The sequence below is a fragment of the Sphingobacterium sp. 1.A.4 genome, assembly GCF_002734245.1.
Taxonomy (GTDB): Bacteria; Bacteroidota; Bacteroidia; order Sphingobacteriales; family Sphingobacteriaceae; genus Sphingobacterium; species Sphingobacterium tenebrionis.
In genome coordinates, this window is sequence record NZ_PEAZ01000023.1 from 1 (window position 1) to 17,608 (window position 17,608).

15 protein-coding genes and 2 tRNA genes are annotated in these 17,608 nt (G+C 42.0%); 9 read left to right on the top strand and 8 right to left on the bottom strand.

The genetic code is table 11. The features are described 5' to 3' along the window. From CRJ00_RS02140 to CRJ00_RS02150, 3 genes are all read left to right on the top strand, one after another. Nucleotides 1–265, top strand: a 265-nt coding sequence (locus CRJ00_RS02140; protein WP_144038068.1) for a transposase, incomplete at its 5' end; no start/stop codon positions are given. Nucleotides 266–543: 278 nt separating this feature from the next. After that, a tRNA-Asn gene (locus CRJ00_RS02145) sits at nucleotides 544–617 on the top strand. A gap of 61 nt (nucleotides 618–678) precedes the next feature. Beyond that, nucleotides 679–1,599 (top strand): PfkB family carbohydrate kinase, encoded by a 921-nt coding sequence (locus tag CRJ00_RS02150; protein WP_099365263.1) that lies wholly within the window; start codon nucleotides 679–681, stop codon nucleotides 1,597–1,599. Between the two features lie 267 nt (nucleotides 1,600–1,866). On the opposite strand, the gene CRJ00_RS02155 is transcribed toward CRJ00_RS02150, so the two are convergent. The 3 genes from CRJ00_RS02155 to murB all read right to left on the bottom strand — a co-directional run bounded on the left by CRJ00_RS02155 (nucleotide 1,867) and on the right by murB (nucleotide 5,268). After that, complete coding sequence (locus tag CRJ00_RS02155; protein WP_099365264.1) at nucleotides 1,867–3,315, bottom strand: IS1182 family transposase; 1,449 nt, start codon at nucleotides 3,313–3,315, stop codon at nucleotides 1,867–1,869. A 154-nt stretch (nucleotides 3,316–3,469) separates the two neighbouring features. Next, nucleotides 3,470–3,985 (bottom strand): RNA polymerase sigma factor, encoded by a 516-nt coding sequence (locus tag CRJ00_RS02160; protein ID WP_099365265.1) that lies wholly within the window; start codon nucleotides 3,983–3,985, stop codon nucleotides 3,470–3,472. 266 nt (nucleotides 3,986–4,251) lie between these two features. Further along, entirely contained in the window at nucleotides 4,252–5,268 is a 1,017-nt protein-coding gene (gene murB, locus CRJ00_RS02165) for a UDP-N-acetylmuramate dehydrogenase (protein WP_099365266.1), read from the bottom strand. Between the two features lie 100 nt (nucleotides 5,269–5,368). Here murB and CRJ00_RS02170 point away from each other — a divergent pair, with 100 nt between their 5' ends. After that, on the top strand, nucleotides 5,369–5,983 hold the full coding sequence (locus tag CRJ00_RS02170; protein WP_099365267.1) for a TetR/AcrR family transcriptional regulator: 615 nt from the start codon (nucleotides 5,369–5,371) through the stop codon (nucleotides 5,981–5,983). Here CRJ00_RS02170 and CRJ00_RS02175 read toward each other — a convergent pair. Further along, nucleotides 5,961–6,932, bottom strand: a complete 972-nt coding sequence (locus CRJ00_RS02175) for a YpdA family putative bacillithiol disulfide reductase (protein WP_099365268.1) — start codon at nucleotides 6,930–6,932, stop codon at nucleotides 5,961–5,963. The two genes, CRJ00_RS02170 and CRJ00_RS02175, sit on opposite strands and share 23 nt — an antisense overlap. Continuing rightward, a complete protein-coding gene (locus CRJ00_RS02180; RefSeq protein WP_099365269.1) occupies nucleotides 6,925–9,114 on the bottom strand; it encodes an FUSC family protein in 2,190 nt (729 codons plus the stop codon). Before CRJ00_RS02180 ends, CRJ00_RS02175 begins: the two co-directional genes overlap by 8 nt. Before the next feature lie 235 nt (nucleotides 9,115–9,349). On the opposite strand from CRJ00_RS02180, the gene CRJ00_RS02185 reads away from it, so the two are divergent. The 5 genes from CRJ00_RS02185 (at nucleotide 9,350) to CRJ00_RS02205 (ending at nucleotide 14,764) form a co-directional block, all read left to right on the top strand. Next, the gene (locus tag CRJ00_RS02185; protein ID WP_099365270.1) at nucleotides 9,350–11,926 is read left to right on the top strand and encodes a phosphoenolpyruvate carboxylase; all 2,577 of its coding nucleotides are present in this window, start codon (nucleotides 9,350–9,352) and stop codon (nucleotides 11,924–11,926) included. Between the two features lie 186 nt (nucleotides 11,927–12,112). Beyond that, nucleotides 12,113–12,634 carry a hypothetical protein gene (locus CRJ00_RS02190; protein WP_257213665.1) on the top strand — a complete coding sequence of 174 codons (522 nt, stop codon included), beginning with the start codon at nucleotides 12,113–12,115 and terminating at the stop codon, nucleotides 12,632–12,634. A 15-nt stretch (nucleotides 12,635–12,649) separates the two neighbouring features. Beyond that, nucleotides 12,650–13,672, top strand: a complete 1,023-nt coding sequence (locus CRJ00_RS02195; RefSeq protein ID WP_099365272.1) for a Gfo/Idh/MocA family oxidoreductase — start codon at nucleotides 12,650–12,652, stop codon at nucleotides 13,670–13,672. 75 nt (nucleotides 13,673–13,747) lie between these two features. Continuing rightward, a complete protein-coding gene (locus tag CRJ00_RS02200) occupies nucleotides 13,748–14,629 on the top strand; it encodes a Ppx/GppA phosphatase family protein (protein WP_099365273.1) in 882 nt (293 codons plus the stop codon). A gap of 51 nt (nucleotides 14,630–14,680) precedes the next feature. Then, nucleotides 14,681–14,764 (top strand) — tRNA-Leu (locus CRJ00_RS02205). Between the two features lie 26 nt (nucleotides 14,765–14,790). Here the strand turns inward: CRJ00_RS02205 and CRJ00_RS02210 are convergent. The 3 genes from CRJ00_RS02210 to CRJ00_RS02220 form a co-directional block, all read right to left on the bottom strand. Continuing rightward, nucleotides 14,791–15,585 carry a (Fe-S)-binding protein gene (locus CRJ00_RS02210; RefSeq protein WP_099365274.1) on the bottom strand — a complete coding sequence of 265 codons (795 nt, stop codon included), beginning with the start codon at nucleotides 15,583–15,585 and terminating at the stop codon, nucleotides 14,791–14,793. 12 nt (nucleotides 15,586–15,597) lie between these two features. Further along, nucleotides 15,598–16,890, bottom strand: a complete 1,293-nt coding sequence (locus tag CRJ00_RS02215) for a (Fe-S)-binding protein (protein WP_099365275.1) — start codon at nucleotides 16,888–16,890, stop codon at nucleotides 15,598–15,600. Between the two features lie 156 nt (nucleotides 16,891–17,046). Beyond that, nucleotides 17,047–17,601, bottom strand: a complete 555-nt coding sequence (locus CRJ00_RS02220) for an OmpH family outer membrane protein (RefSeq protein ID WP_099365276.1) — start codon at nucleotides 17,599–17,601, stop codon at nucleotides 17,047–17,049. Between the last annotated feature and the right edge of the window lie 7 nt (nucleotides 17,602–17,608).

Consider the following 17,608-nt stretch of genomic DNA (forward strand, 5'->3'; position numbering starts at 1 on the left):
CAACAAATGCAGGGACAAAAAGATAGCTTTTACAAAGCTAGGTCTGTGGCACAATCAGGTTGAGAATGCGGGCATTGCTTCCTTTGAGAGCGTGGCAAGATCCATTGCAGCACATCACCAATATATACTACACTACTTCGATAACAGAAGCACCAATGCCTCGGCAGAATCTTTCAATGCAAAACTCAAAGCTTTTAGGAGTGTCTTTCGTGGCGTAAGGGACACAACATTCTTCCTGTACAGAGTGATGAAATTATATGCTTAAAAATCTTTACCCCCCAAACTTTCGGTATGATCCCTTTAAGCTTGCTTAGACCACGATTATAGCCCAAATTCAAACATATTTTGAATCTCTAGGTTGCATGCCATCCGAAGAAAATGGATAATACAGGTAAAGATTGCTACAAACTTTAAAGATTGCTTCGTCGTACCTCCTCGCAATGACGCGAGAATCAAAAAATGTTTTACAAAAAATTTGCGAATTAAAATCTAAAATTCTATTTTTGTACCACTTTGAAGATGACAGCAGGTCATTAGAAAGATTCCTGAATAGCTCAGTTGGTTAGAGCATCTGACTGTTAATCAGAGGGTCGCTGGTTCGAGCCCAGCTTCAGGAGCAGAAAAACAAAGTAAGCCGGCCTCGATGCCGGCATTTTTTTTATTTAAAGATTTTTGTACATGAGTTTAGTTATTGTTGGTACCGTGGCTTTTGATGCTATTGAAACGCCATTTGGAAAAACAGATAAAATTGTTGGTGGAGCTGCTACATTCGCAGGATTGGCTGCTTCTTACCTTTATCCAAACGTGAAGTTGGTTTCGGTAATCGGAGAGGACTTCGGCGAGGAGAACTTGAGCATCATGACCTCCAAAGGGATCGATGTAGAAGGTGTAGAGATCATTCCAGGAGGAAAATCATTCTTCTGGTCCGGAAAGTACCACAATGATATGAACAGCAGGGATACCCTGATCACGGAATTGAATGTATTGGCCGATTTTGATCCTAAAGTACCTTCTTCTTACCAAGATTGCGAATACCTATTATTGGGTAATCTTACTCCATCGGTACAACTAGCGACCTTAGAGCGTTTAGAAAACAAACCTAAATTGGTGGTTCTAGATACGATGAACTTTTGGATGGACGTGGCCATGGATGGTCTTAAGGAAGTTCTTCAGAAGGTGGATGTATTGACGATCAATGATGCTGAAGCAAGACAATTGGCTGGAGAATATTCGTTGGTAAAGGCTGCGGATAAAATTTTGCAGATGGGACCAAAATACCTGATCATTAAAAAAGGCGAACACGGTGCGCTTTTATTTGGAGAAGGACAGGTGTTTTCAGCACCAGCTCTTCCATTAGCTGATGTGTTTGATCCTACAGGTGCAGGTGATTCGTTTGCCGGTGGCTTTATTGGCTATTTGGCAAAACTACAATCCCTGAACTTCACGAACATGAAAAATGCGATCATCTTTGGTTCGGCATTGGCCTCTTTCTGTGTAGAGAAATTTGGTACGGAACGTTTGCAGAACCTGACTAAACAAGAGATTTCAGATCGTATTCAACAATTCGTTCAGCTATCAAAATTTGAGATCAGCGAATAATTAGCTGTACCAAGAAATAACGGCCATTCCTAAACGGCCAAAAAAAATCCTCTATAAAAAATAGAGGGCACTGAAAAAGTCTCAACTTTTTAATGAGTCTTAAAAAAATGACTGAGTACAGTGTTTATCTTACTCGGTCATTTTTGTTTAAAGGATTTCTGGAAGTCTGTTTTTTAATGGCCTATTTATAGGTTTAGTCGACCATGACTGGCTATTTAGGTTTTCAGCAACCCATTTATGTTATTTTTGAGGCAATATTCCTCTTTTTTAGATCAATTTCAGGATTCTTTTCAAGTTTACMGTRAAGATGGCCATTGCACCCTGCATTTCCATGTTATGGATACCATAGGAATCGGCCCTKYCATAACCATGGACATTCTTGAGCTCACTATTCTTGGCCTCAATCTTATAYCTTTCCYTRGACTTKCTCCGGTAATGATCGGTTTGCTGGAAAGCCATCTGCTCTTTATGGAGKTCGGATTTAATGGTTATCGAATAGGTCTTTGTTTTTGAGCCTTCCTTGTAACATCCTTCTCTAAGAGGRCARACTTTACATTTYTCSACATCRAAGTAATATGTGTCTGCTTGATTTTTACAAATGTTCTTTTTGCCCTGACGAGCCTTTCTGATTGCTAGATGGCCTGCTGGACAGACAAACATTCCTGCGTCTTTGTTGTACTGAAAGTGATCTCCTTCTTTCCTATATCCTTGGCTGATTATCGGATTCAATTTAGCTATGATATCAATGTTCTGTTCCTTTGCCAACTGCAGGTTTTCCTTTCCCGAGTATGCAGTATCACCGATAATCGTATCCACTTCCATTCCATTCTGCCTACTGATCTCCAATAACCGGGGCAGTTCCGGACCATCACCTTTTTCGCCCGTAGTAACGACCGCTGCCGTGATGATGCGTTCCTCGGTCATTGCCAGATGTGTTTTATATCCAAAGAAACTACTGTCCACTGTTTTATGTCCAAGCCTGGCCTCATCATCTTTAGAGAGCAGATAGTATTCTTTTGTGTCCTCGATGGTTTCCTTCAACAGGTTCAGCTTTTCCTTTACAGCCGGTATTTCACTGATGGATTGATCCTGATCCAGCACTCTCCGTAATTCCCTGCAATAGGTAAGTTCTTGGTCCAGGTCGTTGGACTCGTTCTTTTGTGGTAGACGCCCTTTGTATTCCCCATCGATCTGATATATCGCTTTCCTCAACAGCTTGGAGCGTTCCTTGAGTACTTCCAATGCGGTATATGGGTTCGATCTGGAATGGGTATGTGTGGCATCTACGATGATGGACCTTGATTTTATAATACCCTTTTCAAGAGCGATCGTTACGGTCTTGTTGATCAACAGGTTCAATAGATCCATGTCCTTTAATCGTAGTTTACGGAATTTGGTGAGCGAACTTGGATTGATCACATCCTCCTCAGGGGTCATTTCGAGAAAGTATTTAAAGGACATATCATATCTGGAACGTTCAACGACATCAACATCTGAAACGGTGTAGATCGTCTTTAACAGAAGGTACTTGAACATCTTGACGGGGCTCTCTGCTGTACGGCCATTGGTCCGGCAATACTTCTCCAAAAGTTCGTCATGTATAAAACTGAACTCGATAAGATCGTTGATTTTGCGAAGTAGATTGTCTTTTGGAACAATGATATCGTACAATCCCGAATAGGAACTGAACTGTATTTTTTGTTGGGTAGAGAGCATCCTGATGTCCGTTAAAGCCTACTTTAAGATACGAAAAAAGGAGCAGAAAACTGTTGTTTTCCACTCCTTTTTTTGCCTAATTTAAAAGGGGACTTTTTCAGTGCCCTCTAAAAAATATAGAGGATTTTTTTGTCTTCAAGGTTTGTATATTTCTTTAATCCATTTCAACGTTATACGCTGCCAAGGATTTCTTCATTGATTTTCTAGCCACATGGATCCTGGTCTTCACAGTACCAATAGGGATTTTTAGATGATCTGAAATTTCATGGTATTTATATCCTTCGAAATACATGGTAAAAGGGATATAATATTCATCTGATAATTTAGATAAGGCGTAATTGATGTCCTCCATTACAAATTTGTTTTCGCCTTTGTTCTTGGTGGCAGATACCACCAGGTTGGTTTGAGAGATTTCCTCTTCTTTCGTGATAAAAGAGTTCGTTTTTACGACACGACGGTAATTGTTGATGAATGTGTTCTTCATAATAGTGTACAACCATCCACGTAGATTAGTTCCGTCTCTAAAGTTCTTAAAATACGTTACGGCTTTTAGTAGCGTATCTTGCACTAAATCGTTTGCATCCTCAGCATCTCTAGTAAAGTTTCTTGCGTAACTTCTTAGCGATTCGGAATGTTGGACGACAAGTGTGTTAAAATCGAGCTTGTTCATACGATTAGTAGTTTATATAGTTAAATGATGCGATTTGACAGGAATTCCTGTAACTAAACGAGTATGTTCGTGTCGTTTAGCTGTAAGGGTTATTGCAATAGTTGTGCGAGAAATTCCAGAAAGTGTGGAAATGTTGAGGATTTAGGGAGGGAAATTTCGTTTTAGGAAATCGCTTGTTTTACGATAATCGAGGTTTGAGGGCGCTCAGGATAGATTTGTTGAATTTTAATAAAAAAATATGTAATTACAGAAAATGTGGAAAACTTTTATAAGAGGTTGACTTCACGTTCCAATCTCACACCAAACCTGTTCAGTACATCGTCCACAATAGTAGACGATATTTGGAATATCTCATTTCCAGTGGCTTGCCCACAGTTCGTGATCACCAAAGCCTGATTTTTCCACACTTGCACTTCACCAACACGTTTTCCTTTCCAGCCACATTCCTCTATTAACCAACCTGCTGCCAACTTCTCGGCGTCCTCATTAATAGGATAATGTACGATCGTTGGAAATTGTTTTCTCAATTCTTCAAATTGTGCGGTTGGGATGATGGGGTTTTTGAAAAAACTTCCCGCGTTTCCTACAGTAGAAGGATCCGGAAGTTTTTCGACGCGTATATAGGATACCACCTCGGCCACATCCTTTATGGTTGGGGAAGTAATCCCTCTATTATTTAATTCGGCCTCAATCGCCCCATAACTGGTATTGATCGTTCCGAACAAAGCTAATTCGTAGGTTACACTACAGATAATGAATCGGCCTTTAAATTCTTTCTTGAAAATGCTGTCGCGGTACGAGAATTCGCATTCTGCATTATTGAAGGTTCTGAATTCTCCGGTTTGCGTATCGAATGCTCGGCAGGAATAAAAGATATGCATGAGCTCCTGTCCATAGGCTCCAATGTTCTGAATAGGAGAGGCTCCTACTGTTCCCGGAATGAGCGCCATGTTTTCCATACCTGGGAAATCATGTTCGATGCAGTACCAGACCAGATCGTTCCAAACTTCTCCAGCTTCGGCCGTAACGAATACCTTATCATTCTGAATGAAATGTTGCTTTCCTTTATTGCACATATGTACAATAAGTCCTTCATAATTCTTGGTGAACAACACATTGGATCCGCCACCTAATACAAAGAAAGGTTGATTGAAGTGTCCGGCCTCATAAAGGCTGGTCAGGGTAAGTTCATCTTCCACCTTGATGTATTGTTCGGCTAATGCTTCTATCCCAAACGTATTAAACTGCTTTAAGGAGGTGTTTTGCTGGATCTCGTTTTTCATTTTTTGACCGAATCTATTAAAAGTTCGAAAAATTTAGTTAACTTTAGTTAAAGACGTAAATATAGGCAAAGCCTAAATCAATAACTAATTTAAATTGCTAATGGCGAAGAGTGCGGATGCAAAAAGGACAAAGATTTTAGAGGCTGCAAAGAAGCGGTTTGCTCATTATGGTCTTGCCAAAACAACGATGGCAGAGATCGCGCAGGACCTGTCTTTCTCCAAAGCATTATTATATTATTATTTTCCGGATAAGAACAGTTTGTTTGCTGCCGTAATGGAGGCTACAATTGATGAATTATTGGAAATAAGCACCGCTAAGATCAAGTCAGCAAAAACCGTCCAACACGCCATCGATGCATTTCTAGAAACCCGTTTGCATATCATCAAAGAGAATTATAACGTGTTTGAATTTACCTATTCGCTACGCAATGATATGCCGCCTGATCTAGAATGTGCCATGCCGGCGATGTTTGAACGCGAGATTGAACAGGTAAGGTCCATCCTGGAAATGGGAGTGGAGAATGGGGAGCTAAAACCTATCGATGATTTGATGACGACCGCCAGGATCTTATTGATCTCCATGTTGGGCATGCGTTTAGGCATCCTGAAAGAATTCAAGAACCTGTTTTTTCCACCAACAAAGGAAGAGTTCGATTACATTCTGGATCTGCAACGAAAACTCTCCAAGATATTTATTGATGGCCTTCGCAAATAGCCTTCATGATCAGGCTGGCATGAATCCTTGAGTTTTCAATAAACCAAAGGTGGGTATTCAATCCTCCACAAACCACCCCTGCCAAGTACATCCCTTTGACGTTGGTTTGCATGGTTTCCGGATTATGGACCGGGATGCATGGTGCTATTTCCGGCACTTCAATGCCTAGTTTCAACAGAAAATTAAAGTTGGGTCTATATCCTGTCAGTGCTAACACAAAATCGTTTTCCAATATGATCTTTCCTTCAGGGGTTTCAATCTCGACTTCTTCTTCGGTGATAGCGGTTATGTTGGAATTGAAATAGGCTTTCACTTCGCCAAAAGCAATGCGGTTTTCGATATCGGGCCTTACCCAATATTTAACCCTCGGGCTGATTTCGGGCCCCCTTACCACCAAGGTAACCTCTGCTCCTTTACGGAAGGTCTCCAGGGCGGCATCTATCGAAGAATTGCTTGCTCCAACGACAACAACCTTCTGGTTGGCATAATAATGAGGGTCATCGTAATAATGGCGTACCTTCTCCAGTTCTTCTCCCGGTACATTCAGGTAAATGGGGATGTCGTAAAAACCGGTGGCAATAACCACATTTTTGGCTTGGTAATTCCCTTTGCTACTATTGACATGAAAAACTTGGTCTACCTTCCTTACACTTAAAACCTCTTCAAATAGCTTGCAGTTCAGGTCGAATTTTCGCTCCACCCGACGGTAATATTCCAGTGCTTCGGCACGCTTTGGTTTAGGATTCGTGGTAACAAATGGGGTATCTCCGATTTCTAACCTCTCGGAAGTAGAGAAAAAGGACATATTGATGGGATAATTGTACAGGGAATTGACCAGACAGCCTTTTTCAAGAATGATATGCTTGAGCTTGTTTTTCTTTGCTTCTATACCACAGGCAATTCCAATCGGTCCTGCCCCAATAATGAGGACATCATATATATTATCCATTTTTTGTTTCCAGTTTTTCAAGTTGAATGACGGATTCCTTTTCCATTACATCCACTGTAGATTTATATAAATCTGAGGAAATTTTATTTAAGAACTGTAATTGTTCGGTAATTAATTTAGATTCTTCCGGATCAAGCGTGTCATCTGTCAGCTCCGGAAAATCGCGTACAGGAGTAAATTCTTCCTCCTGCTCCACATGCAGGGTTTCAATGGATTTTTGGATATGGTTCAGAATCCTTTTGAGAATGGTCAAATGTTCCTTTGTATAATTCGTATCCGTTGCTTCCGTTAGTTGGATCAGCAAGGTTGCCCCGTAAGAAGATAAAATATGGTTGAGGATGACGAATCTGTTGACATCCTTCGTGCTTTTCTGCCGCCATTTAGGCTCGGAAAGCATGCGTTGGAAGGTGGACCCCATATTGGCAGAGGAGATGTAAACCTGTTTGCGAGCGAGTTTATAATCGGTCACGCCGATGGTTTCCCCCGAAAGGATACGGACCGCCTGGGCAAGATAATTGTAATTGGCGATCAATAACTGCCGCATGTTCGTTTTGATCTGGAAACTTTCCCAATTGGGGAAGATGATATAACTCGAAATAAAGGCGATCATCCCGCCTAGAAATGTGTCGAATATCCGTTCTTTGGCCATCACAAAGGTGTTGACACCGGTGAAGCTCAGCATGATCATCACATAAGGGGTCATGAAGAGTACCGCCATAATGTAATTTACCCGGAATAGGCTATAGGCTGTCAGGAAGAAAAAGATCAAGAGGATGAACCGTATGATCTCTGAATGTATGGTCATGAGGATGATAGCACCGATAATACCGCCGATCACGGTTCCCATCAATCGTTGCACATTCCTTTCCTTGGTCAATCCAAAACCAGGCTTTAAGATCACCATGATGGTCAAAAGAACCCAGAAGCTGCCCATCTGTCCGATGTTGAAGAAGTTCAGGTTAAGGATCAGGTAGGTGAGGGACATGACAATGCCCATCCGTAGGGCATGCCTAAAGATGGAAGAGTTCAGGGAAAGGTTACTCTTAAATTTCTTCCAATCAATATGCTCCGTCTGTATGAATTTATTGGCTTCTTCAATCTCCTGTTTATGGACATTGTTAGGCCTGATAATGCTGTAATTGTAAATATTCTGGATGAACGCCGTAATGTTACGGATACTGATCAGGATCTTTTTTAAAGGAATGGTATTGACCTGTTCCTTTTTATCCAACTGGTCTATTTTATATAAGATCCGATCAAAATCATTGGCAAAGCTGTATTTTGCTTTTGGCGCTTTATTGGCGTTGAGTTGATAGGCCAAGTGATCGAGTTCATTGGCAACCTTGATCAATAAAAGCCTGAATTCCTTCAGGATGCCCGTTTCGGAATACGACTTCCGGATCTGTTCATAATCATAATGGGTGGTCATGGACAGTTCGAAGAGGTCTACGATATCATTAAATGTCAAGGTCAGGAATCGACCAATTTTGGTAGTATCCTTTATCGATCGCTTGCTTTGGAAAAGAAGATCTCGAACGTTTTCCTGGTGCTCATGAACTTCCACCTGTTTATCGATCAGTTTGCGGTAATTCTCGTCGAAGTCGGTTTTAGGGTCGTAAAAGTTAGCTCGCAGTCGAATAAAATCGCCTACATGCCGGATGGATTCCGATAATTCCTGTTGGGCAAGCCGATAGGGGCGAACCTGCGTCATGGAAAAGCTGATCAGCATATACCATAGGCCACCGATGATGAAGTAAAGCAGAAATTCCAGCTCCTCGGTGATGTTCTTGACATCATCGATGTAGATCAGCATGATCAATACCCCCATGGAACCCACGGTAGCGGCCCGGGCATTGAAAACGGCGAACATGGAATAGAGAAAACAAAGAATGGCAATGAGGCCTGTCATGAGCCAGATATTGCTATTGACCAAGACCGTCAGGAATTGGGTGATCAAGCAGACGATAAAACTGGCAATCATCCCCGTGCGGCGATGGCTGGGCGCCCCAGGTGTATCGGAAAGGCCCACCAATAAAGCGCCTAAGGAGATATAAGTGCCTAGCATGAACTGCCCTAAAAGGGCGCAAATGATGACCGGAACGATGCAGCCAATGGTGATTCGAAGTCCATCTGCAAAGTATTGGCTGTAGAAAAAGTTACTGATCTCTTTTGTTTTTATCATGGCTTGTCACACAAAGATACGCAAGGCTTGTTTACTAAGGTAAAGGATTAAAGGTTATTTTTCTTAAAAATGGGCATTTTAAAGCATTAAAACCAATTTTAATGATAAAATCATAATAAAATTATTTAGTTAGTGTAAAAAATACAATTAGTACCTTAAAAATATATAAAAATCATATATTTGTTTTAATTATTATCCTATCGTTTGGGAATAAACAAGATACTTATTTTAAACTATGAGATTAAGTCAGAAAAAAGCAGCATTTCAGAATGAAGTCCTAACGCGGTTCGATTTATTCAAGAGTCTGTTTCTTACGCTTCCATTCCAACGTGTTCGACATACGGGAACCATATTACCTTTTTTCAATACCCATTGTGAGCAGGGTGTAGAACAACATCAGACACCCGAGACCATCATCGATAGTTTCTTCGGGCAGTATGAGCAGTATGTGCGGGAAGATGATCGATTGGATCTATTGTTCCGCATCGTGCAGTATATCGAAAGACAGGTGGTCTTATTTGATGCGGTGGAGGATTCGGCATTTAAGGCCGTAGGGAAAAGCGATGAAACGGGAGGATTGGATACTATTTTTGGTGCTGCCCAATCTAACCCGCAAACGCGTAAACAGATTGTGGAGCGGTTGAAGGAAATGTCGGTACGGTTGGTTTTGACGGCGCATCCGACCCAATTTTATCCTGGACCGGTGCTATCCATCATCAATGACTTGATCGAGGTTCTAAAAAAGAATGATATTCCTAAAATACACCTGTTGTTACAGCAGTTGGGAAAGACTCCATTCATCAATAAACAAAAGCCTACCCCTGTGGATGAGGCCATCAGTTTGGCTTGGTACCTGGAAAATGTATTCTATAAGGTAGCTTCTGATATTCAGGCAAGAATTGATGATGAACTGGAACTTTCTACGAAAGAATTGGATCACTTGATCGAGCTTGGCTTCTGGCCAGGAGGCGATCGTGACGGAAATCCGAATGTGACTTGGGAGAGTACCAAAAAGGTAGCTAACCTGTTGAGGACCATTCTTTTCAGGTGTTATTACCGAGATTTTAGGGTCGTAAAAAGGCGCATCACCTTCCGTGGGGTAGAATCCTACATGGAAAACCTACAGGAATTATTCTATGAGAACAGTTTCAACCCCGTTGATAAACCGGTGGATGAAACCGATAAAATATTGGATAACCTCGAAAATATCATCCGTGTTCTTCGCGAAGACCACGATGGCCTTTTTGTTGAAATCGTGGAAGATTTAAAACGTAAGGTACAGACCTTTGGCTGTTATTTCACCACCTTGGATATCCGTCAGGATAGCAGTATTCTGAGAAATACCTTTAATTGGTTGTTAGAGACCTATCCATCCGAAACCGGAATTCCTTTATCGGAGGTTGTCGATTCGGAGGAGGAAAAAGAAAAACAGATTACGCTTTCTGAAGCGGACCTGGATCTGGAAACAGCAGAAGATCCCTTGGTTCAGGATACCCTGCGAGTTATCCGCTTGATCAAGGATATCCAAAAATCGGGTAGTGAGCGTGCAGTTCAGCGGTTTATCATCAGTAATTGCCAGCAAGCCTCGGATATTTTAGGATTGATGCAGCTGTTTTTATGGCAGGGATGGAAGAAAGAGGATCTGACCATGGATTTTGTGCCTTTGTTCGAAACGGTAGATGATTTGAAACATGCCGCGGATGTGATGCGTAGGCTTTATTCGAATCCAGCTTATGCTGCCCATCTGAAGAAAAGAGGGAATAAGCAGACCATCATGTTGGGGTTTTCGGACAGTACGAAGGATGGGGGCTATTTGATGGCCAACTGGTCTATCTATAAAGCCAAGATCGAATTGACCGCCATTTCTCGTGAATACGATGTGGATTTGGTGTTCTTTGATGGTCGCGGTGGACCACCGGCACGTGGTGGTGGTAAAACCCAACGCTTCTATGCTTCGATGGGCAAAGAGATCGAGAATAACCATATTCAGGTAACCATTCAGGGGCAGACCATCAGTAGCCAATATGGTTCTTTGGATTCGGCAAGATACAATATCGAACAATTGATACAGGCTGGTCTGGTTTCAGATCTGCAACAAAAGGTGGGGGATACCCTGACACCAAAACAAAAGGATGTGATCGATCAGATGGCCGCAGAAAGTCATCGGAAGTTCTTGACCTTGCGCCATCATCCACAGTTCCTACAATACCTGGAAACATTGAGTCCATTGAAGGCTTTGTCTTCGATCAATATTTCCAGTAGGCCAGTGAAGCGGAATTCCGATCGGGAATTGCGGTTGGAAGATCTTAGGGCGATCAGCTTCGTGACTTCCTGGAGTCAACTAAAACAAAATATTCCTGGATTTTTCGGGGTAGGGACGGCTCTGCAATGGGCAGAGGACAATAACCTATGGTCCTATGTGAAGAACCTGTATGAAACTTCCGGTATGTTCAATACCGTGATCGATAATTGCATGATGTCGATGACCAAATCGAATTTCCACATCACCGCTTACATGAAGGATGACCCTCAGTTTGGTGGATTTTGGACTATGCTGAAAGAAGAATTCGATCTGACCAAAACCTATCTGCTAAAATTAACAGGAATGAAAGAGCTTATGGAGAATTATCCGGTAGAGCGGGCTTCTATTTTGGAAAGGGAGAAGATTATCCTTCCTTTATTGATTATCCAGCATTACGCTATCCGATTGCTTGATAAGCAGCAGGTTAAGGAAGAAAGGGCAGAAATCTACCGCAAATTAATCGGCAGAACCATTTATGGTGTGGTGAATGCAGGAAGAAATTTAGCGTAGATTGAATATGAATTAAACAGAAATAGGCATTAATAGGGATATTTTTATATTTTTGTGTGTTTTAAAAAATATAAAGCGATGAAATTAAATACATTATTTGTTGCGGCAGTTTTAGCAAGTACAACTTTATCTTCTTGCGTATTTGATACTGCAAGTGAAAATCAACTTAAATACACGCATACGACATTGGTAGATGGGGATGCATATGCATTTTTCAGATCCGTTGGAGCGATTGCGCCGTATGAGGTAGACTATGCGAAACATGTTGGTACGGTTGGAAATGCACAAGCGAAAGATGCAGCGAGCAAAGTATCCCAATTCTTTACAGAGATGCTTCCTCAAATGGACTCTTTGGCAACAAAATTCCATGTAGATTTCCCTATTTTAGGACAAGAGAAATATGCCACAGAAGCTGATCATGCAGCACATAGCGTAACCACTGCTACAGATTCTACCGCTGATTCTACCGCAGTCGCAGCAACAGCCCCAGCACCAGTAATGCATACGGCTCCTAGCCACGCTGCTTATACGGATGAAGCGTATTTACACCATGTTCAACATCAAGTAGGCTTGGTGAAGGAACAATTGAGAAGATTGTCTCGCAATACCAACAAAGAATTAAGAGATTTCGCTCAATCAAAAACAGAAGCTGTTGCTCAGTTGTTTACTGCTGTAGGTGGTAAAGAAGATGCCCACGCGCATCACTAAGCAAAAAACAGTTTAATGGTTAAAAAACAGATCGTTACAGGTATATTGTCGTATGGAATGTCCGGAAGGGTATTCCATGCGCCATTTATAGCTGTCAACCCCAACTTTGAATTTAGGGCAATCGTAGAACGCAGCCTTAAATCAGCCCAAGAGAAATATCCCGATGTCATCAGTTATGATTCCGTTCAGGAATTATTGGATGATCCGGAGATCGAATTGGTCATCATCAATACGCCAAATGATACGCATGTATCCTATGCGGAGCAGGCACTCCTGGCCGGTAAGCACGTATTGATCGAGAAACCATTCGCACCAACCTCCCAAGAAGCAGCCAAATTGTATAAATTGGCGGAAGAACAGGGAAAACACATCCTTCCATTTCATAATAGACGATTTGATAGCGATTTCCTTACGCTCAAGAATATCGTGGAAACCGGTCTGGTAGGCAAGCCTATCGAGCTGCATCTCCGTTTCGATCGCTATAAATCGCAGATCGGCGTGAAGTTGTTCAAAGAAACCAAAAGAGCTGCCTCGGGGATTCTTTATGATCTGGGATCGCATCTGTTGGATCAGGCCATATCGCTGTTCGGTAAGCCAAAATCCATGAGCAAATTAAAGGGAACCTATAGGGCAAATAGTGTGGTGGATGATTATGCCCATCTGATGCTGAACTATGGCTCTGGCGTAAATGTTTTCATCACGACCAGCCTATTGGTGGCCGACCCCCAAGCCGCCTTTGTGCTACATGGCACAAAAGGGAGCTATGTGAAATATAGAACGGATGTGCAGGAGACCCAACTTCTGGAAGGGTTAATGCCTGACCATGCAAGCTTCGGATTAGAGCCCTTAGGTAATGAAGGTGTACTGAGTATTGCCCTTCAGGATGATGTGATGGAAAGACAGCTTATAGCGCCTGTAAAAGGTGATTATGTGGCTGTTTTTGATGCGGTTTATGCCACCATACGCGAGGATGCTCCCTATTTTGTGAGCAAAGAACAGATTATCTGGCAATTAGAAATCTTAGAACCGACGAAATAATCGGCTATTTAATATTATATTAATATTAATTTAATCTAAGATTTTTAATATTGTTAAACTTTTCAAATACACACTGTGAGATACGCCGCTATTGATATCGGTTCAAACGCTGTTCGTTTGCTGATTGCCGATATAATTGAAAGAGAAAACGAAATCATATTTAACAAGAACACACTTCTACGAGTGCCATTACGATTGGGTGATGATGCATTCATCAATAAACACATTTCTGAAGGAAAATTTGAGAACATGGTGAAAACCATGTCGGCATTCCGCAATCTGATGGATGTGTACAAGGTCAGTGATTATATGGCCTGTGCGACTTCTGCGATGCGTGATGCGGATAATGGAAAGGACGTTGTTGAGGCCTGTAAAAAGGTGGGTATCGATATTGAGATCATCGATGGTTCGGTGGAAGCCCAAATCATATACAATGTGCACAACCAAACCAACATGGATAAGAACAAGGTTTATCTTTATATCGATGTGGGTGGTGGTAGTACCGAGATTTCGCTTTTTGCCAATGGTGATCTAGTGGCATCCCGTTCCTTCAATTTAGGTACTATCCGTATCCTGGATAACCAGGATGAACCGGAAACCTGGGACGACATGAAGTTATGGGTGAAGAATATTACCAAGAGTTATAAGAACATCTACGGGATTGGTTCTGGAGGTAATATCAATAAACTTTCGAGGATGGCCAATGAAAAGGCTGATAAGCCTATTTCCTATGCCAAATTGAAAGCCATGTATGTTTATCTGAGTTCGTATTCTTTGAAAGATAGGATCAATGTACTTGAATTGAAACAGGATAGGGCAGATGTGATTATCCCGGCTTCGGAGATCTTTTTAACGATCATGAAGGTGGGGCATCTGAAGAATATCATGGCGCCTAGGATCGGATTGGCGGATGGAATCATCCAGACCCTGATCAATAAAAATCTGAAGAAGGCTTAATCAAAATTCGTTGCAAATATCAAAATAAAGATTATTTTTGCGATGTGAAATGCCCAGGTGGCGAAATTGGTAGACGCACCATCTTGAGGGGGTGGCGCCTGAATGGGCGTGGCAGTTCGAATCTGCTCCTGGGCACCCCTTAAAATTCCTCTTATTCTTGTTTAAATTTTATTTACCTTTACGGTAATCTCTGCGATATCCAGTACCTGGATTTCCTGTTCCTTGTCTTTTACTTTCACCCCATCCCTCAACATCGTCATACAGAAAGGACAAGCTGCGGCAACAATGGAGGCCTTGCTTTCGATCACATCCTCAATACGCTCTACATTCACATCCTTATTGCCCTTTTCAGGTTCTTTAAACATCTGAGCACCGCCAGCTCCACAGCATAAACCAGTGGATTTACAGCGTTTAAGTTCCACCAGGTCGGCATCCAAAACCTCCAAGGCTTTCCTTGGTGCCTCATAGACATCATTTGCCCTGCCTAGATAACAAGGGTCATGGTAAGTGATTCGCTTGCCCTTGAATTCATTTCCATCGGCAGGTTTCAATTTCCCTTCATCGATCAAGGATTGGATCAATTGGGTGTGGTGGATCACTTCATAGTGGCCGCCTAAGCTCGGGTATTCATTCTTTATGGTATTGAAACAATGTGGGCAGGCGGTCACGATCTTTTTGATTTCATAACCATCCAATACCTGGATATTCATCATCGCCTGCATCTGGAACAGGAATTCATTTCCTGCCCGTTTTGCTGGATCTCCCGTACAGCTTTCTTCGGTGCCTAGGATGGCATATTTGATCCCTACATGTTGAAGGATCTTGCAGATGTCTTTGGTGATGCGCTGCGCACGCTCATCAAAACTACCGGCACATCCCACCCAAAACAATAGGTCTGGGCTTTCTCCTTTAGCTAGTAACTCGGCTACTGTTGGTATATGAAGTTCGTTTTCCATGTTTTTTCTTTTTTATTGATTTGCCCAATTTGCACGATCTGCCTGTGCATATTTCCAAGGCGCACCGTTGTTTTCCAGGTTGGAGAACATGTTGTTCACACTCGCTGGTGCCTGCGATTCTTCCATCACCGCATATTGACGAAGACCAATGATGATCTCTAAAGGGTTGATGTTGACCGGGCATTGCTCTACACATGCATTACAGCTTGTACAAGCCCATATCTCTTCTCTGCTGATGTGTGTATCCAATAGCGATTTCCCATCGTCTACAAACTCTCCGTTTTTATCTATGTTCAAGCCCACATCCGTTAAGCGATCGCGGGTATCCATCATGATCTTTCTTGGGGATAGTAACTTCCCGGTTATATTGGCCGGACAAGCTGCGGTACATCGCCCACATTCGGTACAGGTATAGGCATCCAACAGATTCTTCCAGGTAAGGTCCTGTACATCCTTCACCCCAAACCGGGTTGGTTCTCCGGTGGGTGGGGGTAGGGAAGGATCCAACATCACTTGAACCTCAGCCGTAACCGAAGGCATGTTCTCAAACTTGCCTTTAGGCTCCAGGTTGGAGAAATAGGTGTTCGGAAAGGCCAGTATAATATGTAAATGTTTTGAGATCGGTAAGTAATTCAAAAAGGCCAACACGCCGATGATGTGGAACCACCATGCTCCGCGTTCGATCCCAATCAATGTATTCACCTGATCGGGTAGCCAAGAAGCAATATATTGGGAAATCGGAAAGGATCCAACAGCATGATAATGGGCAGCACCCAATTGCTGAAGTTTATAATCAGCGGCATTCATAAGTAAGAAGGCAGCCATCAAAAGGATCTCCGCGGTCAGGATCAGGTTGGCATCTGTTTTCGGCCAATTGTCTAATTCAGATTGATTCAAACGCTTCAATTTAAGGATATTCCTGCGCACGGCAAATACCACACAGCCCATCAATACCAGGAAGGCTAAGATCTCAAAGGAAAAGATCAAGAAATCATAAAAACCACCCATAAAGGAAAGTACACGATGGGTACCGAATAGGCCATCGATTACGATCTCCAACATCTCAATGTTGATGATACAGAACCCTACATAGACAAACAGGTGAAGGATGGCTGGGATGGGCTTCTTGAACATTTTCTTCTGTCCGAAAGCCACCAGCAACATCACCTTCAATCGTTCCGAAGGACGATCGCTGCGATCGAGGGATTTTCCTAAACGAATATTGCGATATATTTTACTGGCGTTTTTATAGAACAGGATGATGCCTGCGATCAGAAGTACGCCAAAAATCAATTGACCGATCATAGTTTACAAATTAGGTAAAACAAATATAATCAATCCTTATATACTATGCAGGCATAATAAATTATTTAGACCGATTAAAAATAATTGTCTTAATGGGATAAGATAAATAAAAAAAGCCTCCCTAGGGAGGCTTTTATAATCTTTATAGATTTTTAATTATTTCTTTGGAGCTGCAGCTGCAGTTACACCTAATTTAGCTTGAACATCAGCTGTAAGGTCATCACCACCTGCTGAATAAACCACTGAACCAGATGCTAGATCCAGGATATAAGCATATCCTTTTTCTTTAGCTACTGCGTTGATAGCGGTCATGATCTTTGTTTGGATAGGAGCGAACAATTCAGCCTGTTTAGCTTCCATATCTTTTTCAGCTTGTTGTTGGCTTTCTTGGATCTTTCCTTCCATTTCGCGCATCTCCGTAGCGATCTTGTTCAATTCCACATCAACTGTTTCCTTGTTAGCTTCGCTTCTGTTTCTCGCTTTATCATTAAGATCTTTTTGTTTAGCTTGATACAAGGTAAACATATCTTGTAGTTCTTTGTCTTTGGTAGCACCAAGGCTTTGGATTTGTGTCTGCGCATTCTTGAAATCTGTAGTAGATTCCATAACTGTTCTAGAATTGATATGACCAACTTTTTGCTGTGCGCTTGCTGCGTTTGCTGCAAAAATAAGTCCTGATGCTAATACTACACTTTTCAATAAATTTTTCATGCTCATT

Excerpts from the sequence above, each read along its gene's own strand:
- CRJ00_RS02150 (WP_099365263.1), top strand. The coding sequence starts at position 679 with ATGAGTTTAGTTATTGTTGGTACCGTGGCTTTTGATGCTATTGAAACG.
- CRJ00_RS02160 (WP_099365265.1), bottom strand. The coding sequence starts at position 3,985 with ATGAACAAGCTCGATTTTAACACACTTGTCGTCCAACATTCCGAATCG.
- murB (WP_099365266.1), bottom strand. The coding sequence starts at position 5,268 with ATGAAAAACGAGATCCAGCAAAACACCTCCTTAAAGCAGTTTAATACG.
- CRJ00_RS02170 (WP_099365267.1), top strand. The coding sequence starts at position 5,369 with ATGGCGAAGAGTGCGGATGCAAAAAGGACAAAGATTTTAGAGGCTGCA.
- CRJ00_RS02175 (WP_099365268.1), bottom strand. The coding sequence starts at position 6,932 with ATGGATAATATATATGATGTCCTCATTATTGGGGCAGGACCGATTGGA.
- CRJ00_RS02180 (WP_099365269.1), bottom strand. The coding sequence starts at position 9,114 with ATGATAAAAACAAAAGAGATCAGTAACTTTTTCTACAGCCAATACTTT.
- CRJ00_RS02185 (WP_099365270.1), top strand. The coding sequence starts at position 9,350 with ATGAGATTAAGTCAGAAAAAAGCAGCATTTCAGAATGAAGTCCTAACG.
- CRJ00_RS02195 (WP_099365272.1), top strand. The coding sequence starts at position 12,650 with ATGGTTAAAAAACAGATCGTTACAGGTATATTGTCGTATGGAATGTCC.
- CRJ00_RS02210 (WP_099365274.1), bottom strand. The coding sequence starts at position 15,585 with ATGGAAAACGAACTTCATATACCAACAGTAGCCGAGTTACTAGCTAAA.
- CRJ00_RS02215 (WP_099365275.1), bottom strand. The coding sequence starts at position 16,890 with ATGATCGGTCAATTGATTTTTGGCGTACTTCTGATCGCAGGCATCATC.
- CRJ00_RS02220 (WP_099365276.1), bottom strand. The coding sequence starts at position 17,601 with ATGAAAAATTTATTGAAAAGTGTAGTATTAGCATCAGGACTTATTTTT.